Origin of the sequence: Ramlibacter agri, assembly GCF_012927085.1 — a bacterium.
Taxonomy (GTDB): Bacteria; Pseudomonadota; Gammaproteobacteria; order Burkholderiales; family Burkholderiaceae_C; genus Ramlibacter; species Ramlibacter agri.
The window spans coordinates 15,101-30,373 of record NZ_JABBFX010000006.1 but is presented as its reverse complement, the minus strand read 5'-3'; the positions used below and the strand labels follow the sequence as shown (position 1 = coordinate 30,373).

Sequence of the window (15,273 nt, the reverse complement as noted above, 5' to 3'; positions counted from 1 at the left end):
TTCGACAGCCTCTGCTGCGCCAGCCGGCCTAGAGTGGAGGCATGGCCGACCACTCCCTCACCCGCTACCTTGCCGACCCGGGCGGCGACGCCGACCCTGCCGAAACCGCGGAGTGGCGCGATGCCTTCCTGGCGCTGGTCGCCACCGAAGGCCCGGCGCGCGCCCGCTTCATCCTCGACCAGCTGGCCGTGTTGGGTCGCGACCCGCATGTGGGCTGGTCGCCGGAGCTGGTCACGCCTTACGTCAACACGGTGCCGGTGGAGAAGCAGCCGGTCTTCCCCGGCGACCTCGCCCTCGAGGAGAAGCTGGCCTCGCTGATGCGCTGGAACGCACTGGCGATGGTGGTGCGCGCCAACAGCGCCTATGGCGACCTGGGCGGGCACATCGCCAGTTACGCCAGCGCGGCCGACCTGTTCGAAGTGGGCTTCAACCATTTCTTCCGAATGCGCGACCTGGTGTTCTTCCAGCCGCACAGCGCGCCGGGCGTCTATGCGCGCGCCTTCCTCGAAGGCCGCTTGAGCGAGAACGACCTCGCGCATTACCGGCAGGAGATCGCCGGGCCGGGCAATGGAGCCCGCGGCCTTTCGAGCTATCCGCATCCCTGGCTGATGCCGGACTTCTGGCAGTTCCCGACCGGCTCCATGGGCATCGGCCCCATCAGCTCGATCTATCACGCGCGCTTCATGCGCTACCTCACGCACCGCCAGTTGCTCGATTGCGAAGGCCGGAAAGTGTGGGGCGTGTTCGGCGACGGCGAGATGGACGAGCCGGAGAGCATGAGCGCGCTGACCTTGGCTTCGCGCGAGAAGCTGGACAACCTGGTGTGGGTCGTCAACTGCAACCTGCAGCGCCTGGACGGCCCGGTGCGCGGCAACGGCAAGATCGTCGACGAACTGGAGAAGCTGTTCCGCGGCGCCGGCTGGAACGTCGTCAAGCTGCTGTGGGGCAGCGACTGGGACGGCCTGTTCGCGCGCGACGCCGGCAACGCGCTGGTGCGGGCTTTCGCGACGACGGTGGACGGCCAGATGCAGACCTTCGCCGCCAAGGACGGCCGCTTCAACCGCGACAACTTCTTCGGCCAGAACGAGGAACTGGCGCGCCTGGCGCAAGGCATGACCGACGAACAGATCGATCGCCTCAAGCGCGGCGGCCACGACCTGGTGAAGATCCACGCCGCCTACGAGGCCGCGTCCAGGCATAGAGGCCAGCCCACGGTGATCCTGGCCCACACCAAGAAGGGCTACGGCATGGGCGCGGCCGGCCAGGGCCGCATGACCACGCACAGCCAGAAGAAGCTGGACGAGGCGGCGCTGCTGGAGTTCCGCAACCGCTTCAACCTGCCGATCTCCGACGAACAGGCGAAGAACCTGGACTTCTTCAAGCCGGCGGAGGACAGCGCGGAACTGCAGTACCTGCACGCGAAGCGCGAGGCCCTGGGCGGCTACCTGCCGCAGCGGCGCACGCAATGCGAGCCGGTGCCGGTGCCAGCGGCCGACAGCTACGCGCAGTTCGCGCTGGCCGCCAGCGGCAAGGAGATGTCGACCACCATGGCCTTCGTGCGCATGCTGGGCGGGCTGCTGAAGGACCCGGTGCTCGGCCCGCGCATCGTGCCCATCGTGGCCGACGAAGCACGCACCTTCGGCATGGCCAACCTGTTCAAGCAGGTGGGCATCTATTCCAGCGCCGGCCAGAGCTACGAGCCGGAGGACATCGGCTCCGTGCTGTCCTACCGCGAGGCGCTGGACGGCCAGATCCTGGAGGAAGGCATCAGCGAGGCGGGCGCCATTGCCAGCTGGACGGCCGCGGCCACGAGCTACAGCGTGCATGGCGTGGCCATGCTGCCCTTCTACATCTACTACTCGATGTTCGGCTTCCAGCGCGTGGGTGACGCGATCTGGGCAGCGGCCGACCAGCGTGCCCGCGGCTTCCTGCTGGGCGCAACCTCGGGGCGCACGACCCTGGGCGGCGAAGGCCTGCAGCACCAGGACGGCAGCAGCCACCTGGTGGCGGCGACCATCCCGAACTGCAAGGCTTACGACCCGGCTTTCGCCGGCGAGATGGCGGTGATCGTGGACCGCGGCATGCGCGAGATGCTGGTGGAGCAGCGCGACGTCTTCTACTACGTCACCTTGATGAACGAGAACTACGCGCAGCCGGACCTGCCGCCGGAAGCGCACGAAGACGTGATCCGCGGCTGCTGGCGCTTCGCCCGTTTCGGCGACCCGACGGCGCGCAAGCCGCTCACGCTGCTCGGCTCCGGCGCCATCCTCAACGAGGTGGTGCAGGCGGCCCGGCAGCTGGCCGAAGAAGGCGTCGCCACCGAGGTGTTCAGCGTCACCAGCTGGAGCGAGCTGGCGCGCGACGGCCAGGCCTGCGAGCAGCGTGCGCTGGCCGGCGAGGCCGAGCCGGGCCTGCCTTTCGTCACGCAGCAGCTGAAGGGGCGCGGACCGGTGATCGCGGCCAGCGACTACGTGCGCGCGGTGCCGGAGAGCATCCGCGCCTTCGTGCCCGCAGGCCGCAAGTACGTGACCCTGGGCACCGACGGCTTCGGGCGCAGCGATACGCGGGCGGCCTTGCGCTCGTACTTCGGCGTCGATTCGGCGAGCATCGTGCGGGCGGCGAAGCACGCCCTCGGCGCGTAATATCGGCGCATGCCGCTTCCCCGCTACTGGGCCGACCTCACTACCAACGACTTCGCGACCCTCGACGCGGCGCGCACGGTCGCCGTCCTTCCCGTCGGCGCCACCGAGCAGCATGGTCCGCACCTGCCGCTGCGGGTGGACCAGTGCCTGGTCGACGGCATGGTGGCCGAGGCGCTGCCGCAGTTGCCGGCCGAACTGCCCGTGCTGGTGCTGCCCACGCAGCAAGTGGGCTACAGCCCCGAACACCAGCAGTTCCCGGGCACGCTGACCTTGTCGGTGAATACGGTCATCGCGAACTGGGTGGAGATCGGCGAATGCGTCGCCCGCGCCGGCGTGAAGAAGCTGCTGGTCTTCAACAGCCATGGCGGCCAGGTCAGCCTGCTGGACATCGCGGCACGCGAGCTGCGCACGCGCAGCAACCTGATCGTCTACGGCTGCAGCTGGTGGAACCTGCCGCTGGGCGACGCCGTCAACGGCCTGTTCACGCCCGAGGAACACCGCTTCGGCGTGCATGCCGGCGAGATCGAAACCTCGTTGATGCTGGCGCTGCGTCCCGACACGGTGCGCATGGAGCAGGCCAAGCATTTCCCATCGACTTCGCAGCAACGTGCCGCCAGCTACCCCATCCTCGGCAACGGCCGCAGCGCCAAGCTGGGCTGGGCCATGCAGGACTACAACGCCGAAGGCGCGGCAGGCAATGCGGCGGGTGCGACGGCGGAGAAAGGACGCGCAGTGCTGCAGGCCACGGGGCGCGAGCTGGCGCTGCTGTTGCAGGAGATCTCGGCGCTGCCGCTGGACACCCTTGTTTCGCGACCGGCCACCTGACCCCCTTCGCGCGGCGCCCGGCAGGCGCTAAGATTTCGGCTGAAACTGGTTTCAGCCGAACATGCCTTCCAAGCCCCTGCCGCCCCTTGCCGTTCCAGCCGCTTCCCGCGTCACCATCGCGGACGTGGCGGACAAGGCCGGCGTCTCCAAGGCCACGGTCTCGCGCTTCCTGAACCGCCGCGACGAACTGCTGACGCCCGAGATCGCGCAGCGCGTCGAGACGGCCATCGCCGCGCTGGGCTACTCGCCCAGCCCCATGGCGCAGGCGCTCAAGCGCGGCCGCTCGCGCCTGATCGGGCTCGTGGTGGCCGACGTCACCAATCCTTTCTCGGTGGCCGTGCTGCGCGGGGCGGAAAAGGCTTGCCAGGAAGCCGGCTACCTGCTGATGCTTTTCAACCTGGGCGACGACGGCCAGCGCGAGCGCGACGCCATCGAGGCCCTGGCGTCCTACCAGGTCGAAGGCCTGATCCTCAACACGCTGGGGCACGACGAGGGCGCGGCCGCCGCGGTGGCCCGCCAGGGCCGGCCGGTGGTGCTGGTGGACCGCCGGCACGCCAACATGCAGGCGGACTTCGTGTCCCTCGACAACGCCGGCGCGGTGCGCCTGGCTGGTGAGCACCTGCTTCAATCGGGCTGGGACGAGCTGCTGTTCGTGTCCGAGCCGATCGCCGGTGTCAGCTCGCGCCAGGAGCGCGCGGCGGCCTTCCGTGCCTTCCTGGCCGACCAGCCCGAGGTGCATGGCGCCAGCTTCGAATCGGCGGCGGAGGACCTGGGCGGCCTCGAGACGCAGCTGCTGCAGCTGCGTGCCCGCGGGCGCCGGCCGGCGCTGCTGGCGAGCAATGCGGTCATCACGCTGCGCGTCGCCGACGCCGTGGCGCGCCTGGGCTGGCGCTTCGGCACGGACCTGGGTTTCGTCGGCATCGACGAGACCGAGTGGGCGCCGCTGGTGGGTCCCGGCCTCAGCACCATCGCCCAACCCACCGACGCCCTCGGGCGGCTCGCAACGGCCTGCCTGCTGGAGCGCCTGCAGGGGCGGGACCTGCCGCCGCGCCAGATCCTCTTGCCCGGCACGCTGGTCGTGCGCCCTTCCTCGGTGGCCGCAAGGACATTAGGGTAATTACGAATGATTCCCTGAAACCGGTTTCTATAATCCGTTGCAGAAACCGGTTTCAGTCGATCCCGCCGTGAACTACCAATTCCAGTTCCAGGACGTCTTCGCCGCCTGGCCGCTGCTGCTCCAGGGGACGTGGATGACCATCCAGCTGTCCTTGACCGCCACGGTCCTCGGCCTCGCCGTCGCCATCGTTGGCGCCTGGGCCAAGACCTCGGGCCCGCAGCCGCTGCGCTGGGTGGTCAATGCCTATATCGAGTTGATCCGGAACACGCCGTTCCTGGTCCAGCTGTTTTTCTTCTTTTTCGCGCTGCCGGCGCTGGGCCTGCGCTGGTCGGCCCACGCCGCGGCGCTGGTGGCGATGGTGGTGAACCTGGGCGCCTACGCCACCGAGATCATCCGCGCCGGCATCGAGTCGATCCCGCGTGGGCAGATCGAGGCCGGACTGGCGTTGAACATGAAGCGGCACCAGGTGTTCCGCTTCATCATCCTGAAGCCCGCACTGAAGGCGATCTATCCCGCGCTCACCAGCCAGTTCATCCTGCTGATGCTGTCGTCCGCGGTGGTCTCGGCCATCTCGGCGGACGACCTGACCTCGGTCGCCGCCAACCTGCAGTCGCAGACCTTCCGCAGCTTCGAGATCTACATCGTGGTGGCGGGCATCTACTTCCTGCTCGCGTTGGCCTTCTCCGGCCTGTTCCGGCTGGTCTACCAGCTCGCCCTCAACTACCCGGACCGCCGCTGATGCGCACCTTCGGTTATCCCGACCTGCTGTTCATCATCGAAGCGGCGCGCTGGACCATCGGGCTGTCGCTGATCGCCTTCATCGGCGGCACCATCGGCGGCCTGCTGGTGGCGCTCGGGCGCATCGCGGAAAGCCGCCTGGCCCGTGGCGCGGCCACCGTGTTCGTGCAGGTGTTCCAGGGCACGCCGCTGCTGCTGCAGCTGTTCCTGATCTTCTTCGGCTTCCCGGTGCTGGGCATCGACGTCAATCCCTGGGTCGCCGCCGGCGTCGCGCTGATCCTCAACACCAGCGCCTTCCTGGGCGAGATCTGGCGCGGCTGCATCCAGGCCATCCCGCGCGGCCAGTGGGAGGCCGCCGAGGCGCTGGGCCTGCACTACGTGGCCAAGATGCGCGACGTGGTGCTGCCCCAGGCCTCCAAGATCGCGCTGGCGCCCACCGTGGGCTACATGGTGCAGGTGATCAAGGGCACCTCGCTGGCCGCCATCATCGGCTTCACCGAAGTCACGCGCGCCGGCCAGATCGTCAACAACGCCACCTTCCAGCCGCTGATCGTGTTCAGCCTGGTGGCGGCCATCTACTTCGTGCTGTGCTGGCCGCTGTCGCTGCTGGCTGCCCGCATGGAGCGGCGCCAGGCCCGCGCCCTGGCGCGCTGAACCCCCTTTCCTTTTCCATCCACCCGGAGACAACCACAATGCATTCCCTCTCCCGCCGTGCCTTTGCCGCCCTCGGCCTCGCCGCCACCGTGGCTTTTGCCGCCACCCCCGTGCTGGCGCAGACCGTCGACGCGCTGAAGAAGAAGGGCGAAATCAACGTCGGCATGCTGGTCGACTTCCCGCCCTACGGCACGACCAACGCGCAGAACCAGCCCGATGGCTACGACGCCGACGTTGCCAAGCTGCTGGGCAAGGACTGGGGCGTGAAGGTCAACATCGTTCCGGTGACCGGCCCGAACCGCATTCCCTTCCTGCTGACCAACAAGGTCGACGTGCTGATCGCCTCGCTGGCCATCACGCCCGAGCGCGCCAAGCAGGTGCAGTTCTCCAAGCCTTACTCCGCCGCCACCATCGTCCTGTACGGCCCGAAGAAGGACAACATCAAGGGCCCGGCCGACATCAAGTCGCTGAAGATCGGCGTCGCGCGCGCCAGCACGCAGGACGTGGCGCTGACGCAGATCGCCCCGCAAGGCACCGAGATCCGCCGCTTCGACGACGACGCCTCCGCCATGCAGGCCCTGATCTCCGGCCAGGTCGACGCCATCGGCTGCTCCACCACCGTCGCCGCCCAGATCAACAAGCGCCAGCCCGGCGTGTACGAGCCCAAGTTCACGCTGAAGCAACAGGAAATGGCGGTCGCCCTGCGTCCCGGCCAGGAAGACCTGCTGAAGGCGGTGAACGACTTCGTCGCGAAGAACACGGCCAACGGCGAGCTGAACAAGCTGTACCGCAAGTGGCTGGACACCGACCTGCCGAAGATGCAGTAAGCGTCCCCCGGGGAACAGCATGAACGATCGCGCCCAAGACAGCGAGCCCATCATCCGCCTGGAAGGCGTGGAGAAGTGGTTCGGCAAGTTCCAGGTGCTCACCGACATCGACCTCACGGTTGCGCCCGGTGAGCGCATCGTGGTCTGCGGGCCTTCGGGCTCCGGCAAGTCCACGCTGATCCGCTGCCTCAACGGACTGGAAACGGTGCAGAAGGGGCGCATCGTCGTCGACGGGATCGACCTGACCGGCCACAAGCGCAACATCGACAAGGTGCGCGCCGAGGTCGGCATGGTGTTCCAGCAGTTCAACCTGTTCCCCCACCTCACCATCCTGCAGAACTGCACGCTGGCGCCGATGCGCACGCGTGGCATCAGCAAGGAAGAGGCGGAAGCCACGGCGATGAAGTACCTCACGCGCGTGCGCATCCCCGACCAGGCCCACAAGTACCCGAGCCAGCTCTCGGGCGGCCAGCAGCAGCGCGTGGCGATCGCCCGCGCGCTGTGCATGACGCCGCGCATCATGCTGTTCGACGAGCCCACGTCCGCGCTCGACCCCGAGATGGTCAAGGAAGTGCTGGACACGATGATTGGCCTGGCCGAAGAAGGCATGACCATGCTGTGCGTGACGCACGAGATGGGGTTTGCCCGCAGCGTGGCCGACCGCGTGATCTTCATGGCCGACGGCCGCATCGTCGAACAGGCGCCGCCGCAGCAGTTCTTCACCGCGCCGCAGGACCCGCGCACGAAGACCTTCCTGGGCCAGATCCTGTCATCGCATCAGCAGCCCGCCGCCGTATGAGCGCGGAGTTCACGTACGACGTCGCCACCTTCGGCGAGATGATGACCCTGTTCGTCGCGGACCGTCCCGGCCCGCTGGAACAGGCGACGTCCTTCCTCAAGCGCACCGCCGGCGCCGAGACCAACTTCGCCATCGGCATGGCGCGCCTCGGCCTGCGCGTGGCCTGGTGCAGCCGCCTGGGCGCGGATTCGCTGGGCCGCTACCTGCTGGCCGAGATGCAGCGCGAAGGCGTGGATTGCTCAAGGGTCGTCAGCGACCCGGCGCAGCGCACCGGCTTCCAGTTCAAGGGCCGCGTCACCGACGGCAGCGACCCGCCCATCGAGTACCACCGCAAGGGTTCGGCGGCCAGCCAGATGTCGCCGGCAGATGTCGACGCGCACTGGCTGCGCGGCGCGCGCCACCTGCACGCGACCGGCGTGTTTGCCGCAATTTCGCCGACCGCGCGCGCGGCGGCTCACCAGACCCTGGAAGTGATGCGTGCCGCCGGCCGCAGCATCTCCTTCGACCCGAACCTGCGTCCCACGCTTTGGGCCTCGCCCGAGGAAATGCGGCACGAGATCAACGCGCTGGCGGTGCAGGCCGACTGGGTGCTGCCCGGCATCGAGGAGGGCCGCTTCCTCACCGGGGAAGACACGCCGGAAGGCATCGCCCACTGGTACCGCGAGCGCGGCGCCAAGCTGGTGACCGTGAAGCTCGGTCCGGCCGGCGCTTACTACGACAGCGAGGAGGGCCGCGGCCTCATCGAAGGCTTCCCGGTGCGCGAGGTGGTCGACACCGTCGGCGCCGGGGATGGCTTTGCCGTCGGCGTGGTCAGCGCGCTGCTGGAAGGCCGCAGCGTGGTCGACGCGGTGCGCCGCGGCGCCTGGATCGGCGCCCGCGCCGTGCAGGTGCTGGGCGACACCGAAGGCCTGCCGACGCGGGCCCAATTGCAGGAGAGCGGACTGTGAGCAAGGTGCTGGTCTTCCGCGAACTGCCGCGCGACCAACTGGCGCGGATCCAGGCGCAGCACGACGTCCTCATCGCCAACCCGCGCAAAGGCCCCGGGCAGAAGGCCGCTTTCGACGCGGCGCTGCCGGCGGCTGAAGGCCTCATCGGTTCCAGCTACGCCATCACGCCGGCGCTGCTGGACCAGGCGCCCCGGCTGAAGGTGATCTCGACGATCTCCGTGGGCGTCGACAACTACCCCATCGCTGAACTGCGCCAGCGGGGCATCACGCTGTGCCACACGCCCGGCGTGCTGACCGAGACGACCGCCGACACGGTGTTCGCTCTGATCATGGCGGCCAGCCGCCGCATCGTCGAACTGGCCAACCACGTGCGCGAAGGCCGCTGGGACCGCAACATCGGTGAAGACCTGTTCGGCTGGGACGTGCACGGCAAGACCCTGGGCATCCTGGGCTTCGGCCGCATCGGCCAGGCCGTGGCGCGGCGCGCGGCGCTGGGCTTTGGCATGCGCGTGATCTATCACAACCCGCGACCGGTGGACCTGCCCTACGCGGTGCACCGCCCGCTCGATGCCGTGCTGGCGGAGTCCGACATCGTCGCCGCCACTTTGCCGCTGAACGACAAGACGCGCGGCCTGATGGGCGTGCGCGAGTTCGAGCTGATGAAGCAAGGCGCCATCTTCGTCAACGGCGGCCGTGGCGCCACCGTGCAGGAGCCGGCGCTGCTGGCGGCCCTGGACAGTGGCCACCTGCGCGCCGCGGCGCTGGACGTGTTCGCCACCGAACCGCTGCCGCTCGATTCACCGCTGCGCCAGCATCCGCGCGTCACGGCCCTGCCGCACATCGGCTCGGCCACGTATGAGACGCGGCAGGCGATGGCGGAACTGGCCACCACCAACCTGCTGCAGGCCCTGGCGGGCGAGCGTCCATCGGCCGTCTACGCCGGCTGAGCCTCGCCGGGTCCTACGCGAGCTTGCGCGCGAGTTGACGATGGCGCGGGCGGCGATCCCTGGTCGCTGACGCCATCCTCCACATGGCCGAGTTGGCGTGCGGCCACGCGTGCGTGAATATTCCGCGGCTGCTTACCGACGTTCACACGAGTGCCACAGAGCCTGCCTAAACTTTGAGCAGGTGGTCATCATGCGCTTCTCCTCCGTCTTCCAGTTACCCCTGCCGCAGCGCCTGGCTGCGGAAGCGCCGGCGCCCGTGCGCGCCGACGAAACCCCGGTGCCGCCGGTGCTGATACCGGAGCTGCCAGAAGACCTCGACCAGCGCGTGCGCCTGGTCGGGGAGTGGCAACTCGGCGAAGCCTGAAAGGAAAAAGCCGCCCGGGGGCGGCTTATTCGTGCGCGCGGGTTCTTCACTCGTTGTTGCTGCTGCCGCTGCTGCCGCCGTGCGAACCCGGGTTGCTGTTGCTGCCCGAGGCGTGCGAACTGCTGTTCTGGTTCATCACGGCGTTGCGCCGGTTGGCGCTGCGCGCCTGGCCGCCCTTGCGGCCGGCTTCGCGGGCTTCTTCCGAAGTGAACTCGTGGGCGGTGCCCTTCTCGTGTGCGGCGCGGCCACCCTCGCTGGCGATTTCACGCTGGCGCTGCGGATCCATGGAGGCGAAACCCCGGTTGGATTTGCCGCCCATGTTGCCCTGACTGTTGGAAGCCATCTTTGGATCTCCTTGCAAAACAGAAATGTGTTGGAACTGCATGTCCGGTCTGCGCCGTCCATGGTGCGATTGAGCTTGCAAGCGCGCACTCCGCTCGTCAGGCACGGAAGCGGCCGGATGTAGGAGCGGCCCTACCTCGTCAGACGAGGGCGTTCGGCAGGACGTCGGCAGCCAGGCGCTGGAGCAGGGCGCCGGCGGCGGGAGACAGGCCGGCCGCAGGCTTCGGATGAGCCCGCAGCGTGGCCAGGAGGCGCGCCAGTCCGGGGGCGGACGGCGGGATGGGACCCAGGAACAGGGGCTGGTCGCCGCGGCCGACCAGCAGGGTGGGGAAGGTTTCGATGTCGACGTCGCCCATGGCGTCCGCCTCGTCTTCCACGTCCACCCAGGCGAAGCGCAGGCCCGGGTGCGCGCGCGCCTGCGCCTCGAAGGCGGGGCGGAACTCGCGGCAGACCCCGCACCACTCGGCGCAGAGGCAGGCGACCCACCAGGTCGCGTCGCCGTGGTCGTCGGTGTGGGACATCGTGGGCCGAGTGTAGCGGGCCCCTGCGCTCAGTGCGCCCCGCAGCCTGCGTAGGCGTCCAGGTCGCGCTGGTAAGCCTGGGTGCTCACCTGCAGCAGGCCCAGCACGGTGTGGAACAGGTTGTCGTGCGAGATGCGGGTGTCGACCCGCCCTTTCAGGCAGCCCGCGGTGAGCCCTGTGCGCTGCTCGAAGCCGGGCGACAGCCACTGCACCCAGGGCACGTGCTTTTGCACGTCGGGCGCGATGGCATAGGGCAGGCCGTGTAGGTAAAGGTTGTTCTCGCCCAGCGACTCGCCGTGGTCGGCCACGTACAGGAAGGCGGTGTCGTAGCCGTTCTGCGTCTTCAGCCAGTCGATGGCGGAGGCCAGGATGTGGTCGGTGTAGGCGATGCTGTTGTCGTAGGCGTTGCGGACCTGCTCCACGCTGCAATCGGGCAGGTGCGCGCTGGTGCACTCCGGCTGGAAGCGCTTGAATTCGGGCGGCGAACGCAGCGAATAGGCCGGCCCGTGGCTGCCCATCTGGTGCATCACGAGCACGACGCCGCGCGCGCGCTTGTCTGCCGGCAGCGCCGCCAGGCGGGCGTCCAGGCCTTGCAGCAGCACGCCATCCAGGCATTCGCCGTCCTTGCACAGGGCCGGATCCTTGGTGTCGGACGTGTTGACGGTGGGCACGCGCTCGCACACGCCCTTGCAGCCGCCCGGCTGGTTGTCCAGCCACAGCACGGCGAGGCCCGCGTGCTGCAGCACGTCGACCAGGTTTTCCGAATCGCGCTCCCGCGCCAGGAAGCCGTCGCGCCCCAGGTGCGAGAACATGCAGGGCACCGAGGCCGCGGTGCTGGTGCCGCAGGACCAGGCGTTGCGGAAGCTCACGACGCCTTCCTTGGCGAGTTCAGGCGTGGTGTCGCGCGGGTAGCCGTTCAGGCCGAAATTGCCGGAGCGCCCGGTCTCGCCCAGCACCAGCAGGACTAGCGGGGGCCGCTGGCCCTTGGCCGCCAGCTGCGCGTCCTGCCCCAGGGGCACGATGCCCTTGGGCCGTTGCTTCTCGCCGACCGCGGCATAGCCGAAGGACCACAGCGAGGTCAGCGGGTTCATCAGGTAGCGCAGGTGCTTGTAGTTGCGCATCGCCGAGGCCAGCGGCTGGAAGCTCGCAAGCACCAGGGCGGCGGCCACCACCAGGCCGGCGATGACGCCACCCAGGTTGCGCAGGCTGCGGCCTTTCCAGCCGCCATAAGCGAGCGGCTGGCGCCAGAGCAGCCATGCGGGCAGGACTGCGCCCAGCGCGACCACCAGCGCCAGCTGCGGCGTGAGCAGGTCGCGCGTCTCACCCCAGTCGGTCTGCAAGGTGTTGACCGCCATGCCGGGGTCGATCACCACGTGGAACGTCCACATGTAATAGCCGCCGACCGCGGTGGCCACCAGCAGCAAGGCGATGGCGGGCTTCAACAGCCGCGGCCAGGCCAGCAGGCTCAGGAGCGAGAACAGCACCGCGGCCAGCGCGCCGCCCAGGCACAGGGCCAGCAGCCAGCCGCCGTGCGCGGCCAGCAGGCCTTGCCGTCCGAGTTCGCGCCATAGCGGCGCATTGCCCAGGACCGCCATCCACAGGCTGGCGGCAAGCACGGGCCAGGCCGGACTGCGGGGCCGGCGCGTATCGTGGGAGGGTTCGGACATCTTTGGGTGGGGAGCGCGGCAGGCACCCAGGGCGGGCCTGACCGGAGCCTGATTGTGGCAGGGCCGTCCGGGCGTGGCATGCATGGGGTCAATCGCCTGCCGCGGCCTCCCGCACAATCCGGGCATGCGCGTGCTGGTGGTCGAAGACGATGCGGGCATCGCCCAGGGGCTGGCAGCCCACCTGGCGGGGCTGGGCTATGCCGTGGACACCACGGACAGCGTGGCCGGGGGCTGGGCCGCGCTGGGCGCGGAGGCTTTTGACATCGTGCTGCTGGACCTGGGCCTCGCCGATGGCGACGGCATGACCCTGCTGGAGCGCCTGCGCCAGTCGCCGCCGGGACGGCAACCCGACCCGGACACGCCGGTCCTGATCATGACCGCCCGCGACGAAGTCGCCGCGCGCATTGCCGGCCTGGATCTGGGCGCGGACGATTACCTGGCCAAGCCCTTCGACCCCGACGAACTTGCCGCCCGCATGCGGGCGCTGCGCCGACGCGCCGCCGGCCGGGCCCAGCCCAAGCTGCTTTGCGGCGAACTGGAGATCGACCCGGCGGCGCGCACGGTGCTGCGCGCGGGCCAGCCGGTGGAGCTGTCCGGGCGCGAGTTCTCGGTGCTGCTGACGCTGGTGGAGGCGCGGCCGCACGTGCTGACGCGCGCACAGATCGAAGCGAAGCTTTACAACTTCGATGCGGCGCTGGAAAGCAACGCCATCGAAGTCCACGTGCATCGCCTGCGCCGCAAGCTGGGCGAGCAGGTGGTCCGAACCGTGCGCGGCGTGGGCTATTACGTGCCGGCGGAGCCCGGCGCATGAACGGCCTGCCGGCGCGCCCGCTGCCCACGCTGACCCGCCACCTGCTGGCCTGGGCGCTGGGCGCGCTGGTGCTGGTGTGGGCGACCTTCATGGCGATGGCCTACCGCACCGGTGCGCGCGAGGCCGACGAATTGACCGACGGCCACCTGGCCAGTGTCAGCGCGCTGCTGCTGCCGCTGACCGATACCGGGCTGCCGCGCAACCGGGACTACCACCCCAGCGACGGCGCGGCGCTGAAGGCCCACGACGTGCAGAGCTCGCTGTCGGTGATCTGGTGGAATGCCGACGGCCAGCTGGTCTCGCGCAGCGGCGAAGCGCCGGTGCCACCGTTTGCCAGCCCCGAAGGCTATGCCACGCTGGAACTGGGCGAGCCGCAGCAGCCCTGGCGCGCTTTCGCGCGCTGGGACGAGGCGCACGCACACCGGCTCATGGTGCTGTCGTCGCTGCAGGAACGCGACGCGCTCGCGGCGGACATCGCGCACCAAGTGGTGATTCCTGGGCTGCTGCTGCTGCCGGTGGTTGCGTTGCTGCTGGGCCTGGCCATCCACCGCGGCCTGAAGCCGCTGCGGCAGCTGGCGGACGCAGTGCACGCGCTGGACGTGCAGCAGCCGCAGGGGCTGCGCGCTCCTGCGCACTACGACGAACTCGCCGCCACCAGCGACGCGATCAACCGGCTGGTGGAGCGTTACCACGCGGCGCTCACGCGCGAGCGCGAACTGGCCAACGAGTTCGCGCATGAATTGCGCACGCCGCTCGCCTCGCTGTCGCTGCAGGCGCGCAATGCGCAGGACCAGCCGCCGGGCCCGGCGCACCAAGCCGCGCTGGGCCGGCTGCGCGCCGATGCCTTGCGCGCGGGCGAGGTGCTGTCGCACCTGCTGGCGCTGGCGCGGGCCAGCCGCGCCGAACTGGACGAAGCGGTGCAACCGCTGGACCTGGACGCGATCGCGCGCCGCCTGGTGGGCGAATACGCGCCGGCCGCGCATGCCGGCGGGCGCGACCTGGGCCTGTCCAGCCCGGGCCCGTTTCCGCTCGCGGGCCATGCAGTGCTGCTGGAACTGGCGCTGCGCAACCTGGTCGAGAACGCACTGGCGCACACGCCGCCCGGCACGCAGGTGGAGGTGGAGCTCGACCCCGCCGCGCGCTGGCTGCAGGTGAGCGACGACGGCCAGTCGCACGCGTCGCAAGCCGCGGCGCCGGCGGGCCCGCTGCAACCGCTGAAGCTGGGGCTGGGCCATCGCGTGGCGGAGAAAGTGGCGTCGCTGCATGGCGGCGCCTTCCAGCCGCAGATCGCCTTGCCGGGCGGCCGCCGCGGCTGGCGCATCAGCTTCCCGGCGCCGGATCAGGCGTAGGTGACCCAGTCCTTGTAGGCCGGCGCGTCGAGGTGCGGGATGGCGTTGAAGCCGACCAGCATGTGGCGCTTGGGCGTGAAGGCGAACTCGGTGACGCCGGTGTTGCGGATGCGCAGGTTCAGGTCGATGGTGGCCTGCGCCGGGGCGCCGAGCACCTGGCTGACGGCGGTGGCGATGGGGCCGCCGCTGGTGACCACGAGCACGTTCTGGCCGTAGTGTTTGGCGCGCACGTGGTCCAGCGCGCCGGCCACGCCGGCGCTGAACTCGGCCCAGGAGGGCATGCCAGCGGGTGAGGTGGCGCCTGCCATCCATTGCGCGAGGCCGTCGCGCAGCAGGCGGAAATGGTGCTTCACCAGCTCCGGCGAGCTGGGTTTCTCCAGCTTCTCCGGGTGGATGGCCGCGATGACCGCATCGGCGTCGTATTCGTTGAGGCCGTCCCAGGCGAGGTGCTCGCCGGCGTGCTGCATGCCGCGCAGGATGCCGGCCAGCGTCTGCTTGTGGCGGCGCAAGGTGCCGGCGATCAGGCCATCGAAACGGATGCCGCGCTCGGCGAAGTATTCGCCGAGGCGGACGCTTTGCCGCTCGCCGAGTTCGCTGAGCTGGTCATAGTCGTCGGCGCCGAAGGAGGCCTGGCCGTGGCGGACGAGATAGAGCGTGCCCATGCCGGAATTGTCGCAAGTGCGGGCTGGCGCCGGGCGTCCCTTGCGTGACTGGGCCGGTGCA

General features: G+C 69.5%; 16 protein-coding genes. 12 read left to right on the top strand and 4 right to left on the bottom strand.

What is annotated here, in order from left to right; all coding sequences use genetic code 11:
- Window positions 1-41: 41 nt before the first annotated feature.
- From mdeB to HHL11_RS32860, 10 genes are all read left to right on the top strand, one after another.
- On the top strand, window positions 42-2,642 hold the full coding sequence (gene mdeB, locus HHL11_RS32905; protein WP_169422874.1) for an alpha-ketoglutarate dehydrogenase: 2,601 nt from the start codon (window positions 42-44) through the stop codon (window positions 2,640-2,642).
- A 9-nt stretch (window positions 2,643-2,651) separates the two neighbouring features.
- On the top strand, window positions 2,652-3,467 hold the full coding sequence (locus tag HHL11_RS32900) for a creatininase family protein (RefSeq protein ID WP_169422873.1): 816 nt from the start codon (window positions 2,652-2,654) through the stop codon (window positions 3,465-3,467).
- A gap of 61 nt (window positions 3,468-3,528) precedes the next feature.
- A complete protein-coding gene (locus HHL11_RS32895; protein WP_169422872.1) occupies window positions 3,529-4,584 on the top strand; it encodes a LacI family DNA-binding transcriptional regulator in 1,056 nt (351 codons plus the stop codon).
- A gap of 67 nt (window positions 4,585-4,651) precedes the next feature.
- Window positions 4,652-5,323, top strand: coding sequence for an ABC transporter permease subunit (locus tag HHL11_RS32890; protein ID WP_169422871.1), 672 nt, complete (start codon window positions 4,652-4,654; stop codon window positions 5,321-5,323).
- Window positions 5,323-5,976 (top strand): amino acid ABC transporter permease, encoded by a 654-nt coding sequence (locus HHL11_RS32885; RefSeq protein ID WP_169422870.1) that lies wholly within the window; start codon window positions 5,323-5,325, stop codon window positions 5,974-5,976. Before HHL11_RS32890 ends, HHL11_RS32885 begins: the two co-directional genes overlap by 1 nt.
- A gap of 38 nt (window positions 5,977-6,014) precedes the next feature.
- Complete coding sequence (locus HHL11_RS32880; RefSeq protein ID WP_169422869.1) at window positions 6,015-6,803, top strand: transporter substrate-binding domain-containing protein; 789 nt, start codon at window positions 6,015-6,017, stop codon at window positions 6,801-6,803.
- Between the two features lie 19 nt (window positions 6,804-6,822).
- The gene (locus HHL11_RS32875; protein WP_169422868.1) at window positions 6,823-7,602 is read left to right on the top strand and encodes an amino acid ABC transporter ATP-binding protein; all 780 of its coding nucleotides are present in this window, start codon (window positions 6,823-6,825) and stop codon (window positions 7,600-7,602) included.
- Window positions 7,599-8,549 (top strand): sugar kinase, encoded by a 951-nt coding sequence (locus HHL11_RS32870; protein WP_169422867.1) that lies wholly within the window; start codon window positions 7,599-7,601, stop codon window positions 8,547-8,549. Before HHL11_RS32875 ends, HHL11_RS32870 begins: the two co-directional genes overlap by 4 nt.
- Window positions 8,546-9,496 (top strand): NAD(P)-dependent oxidoreductase, encoded by a 951-nt coding sequence (locus HHL11_RS32865; RefSeq protein WP_169422866.1) that lies wholly within the window; start codon window positions 8,546-8,548, stop codon window positions 9,494-9,496. Before HHL11_RS32870 ends, HHL11_RS32865 begins: the two co-directional genes overlap by 4 nt.
- A 181-nt stretch (window positions 9,497-9,677) precedes the next feature.
- Window positions 9,678-9,860, top strand: coding sequence for a hypothetical protein (locus HHL11_RS32860; RefSeq protein WP_169422865.1), 183 nt, complete (start codon window positions 9,678-9,680; stop codon window positions 9,858-9,860).
- A gap of 46 nt (window positions 9,861-9,906) precedes the next feature.
- On the opposite strand, the gene HHL11_RS32855 is transcribed toward HHL11_RS32860, so the two are convergent.
- The 3 genes from HHL11_RS32855 to HHL11_RS32845 form a co-directional block, all read right to left on the bottom strand.
- Complete coding sequence (locus HHL11_RS32855; RefSeq protein WP_240980536.1) at window positions 9,907-10,203, bottom strand: KGG domain-containing protein; 297 nt, start codon at window positions 10,201-10,203, stop codon at window positions 9,907-9,909.
- Window positions 10,204-10,342: 139 nt separating this feature from the next.
- Complete coding sequence (locus HHL11_RS32850) at window positions 10,343-10,723, bottom strand: thioredoxin family protein (protein ID WP_169422864.1); 381 nt, start codon at window positions 10,721-10,723, stop codon at window positions 10,343-10,345.
- 29 nt (window positions 10,724-10,752) lie between these two features.
- The gene (locus tag HHL11_RS32845) at window positions 10,753-12,390 is read right to left on the bottom strand and encodes a phosphoethanolamine transferase (protein WP_169422863.1); all 1,638 of its coding nucleotides are present in this window, start codon (window positions 12,388-12,390) and stop codon (window positions 10,753-10,755) included.
- Between the two features lie 124 nt (window positions 12,391-12,514).
- On the opposite strand from HHL11_RS32845, the gene HHL11_RS32840 reads away from it, so the two are divergent.
- Window positions 12,515-13,201, top strand: a complete 687-nt coding sequence (locus tag HHL11_RS32840; protein WP_169422862.1) for a response regulator transcription factor — start codon at window positions 12,515-12,517, stop codon at window positions 13,199-13,201.
- Entirely contained in the window at window positions 13,198-14,550 is a 1,353-nt protein-coding gene (locus tag HHL11_RS32835) for a histidine kinase dimerization/phospho-acceptor domain-containing protein (protein ID WP_169422861.1), read from the top strand. Before HHL11_RS32840 ends, HHL11_RS32835 begins: the two co-directional genes overlap by 4 nt.
- Here the strand turns inward: HHL11_RS32835 and HHL11_RS32830 are convergent.
- Window positions 14,541-15,212: a histidine phosphatase family protein gene (locus tag HHL11_RS32830; protein WP_169422860.1), complete on the bottom strand. Its 672-nt coding sequence runs from the start codon at window positions 15,210-15,212 to the stop codon at window positions 14,541-14,543. The two genes, HHL11_RS32835 and HHL11_RS32830, sit on opposite strands and share 10 nt — an antisense overlap.
- Window positions 15,213-15,273 lie beyond the last annotated feature (61 nt).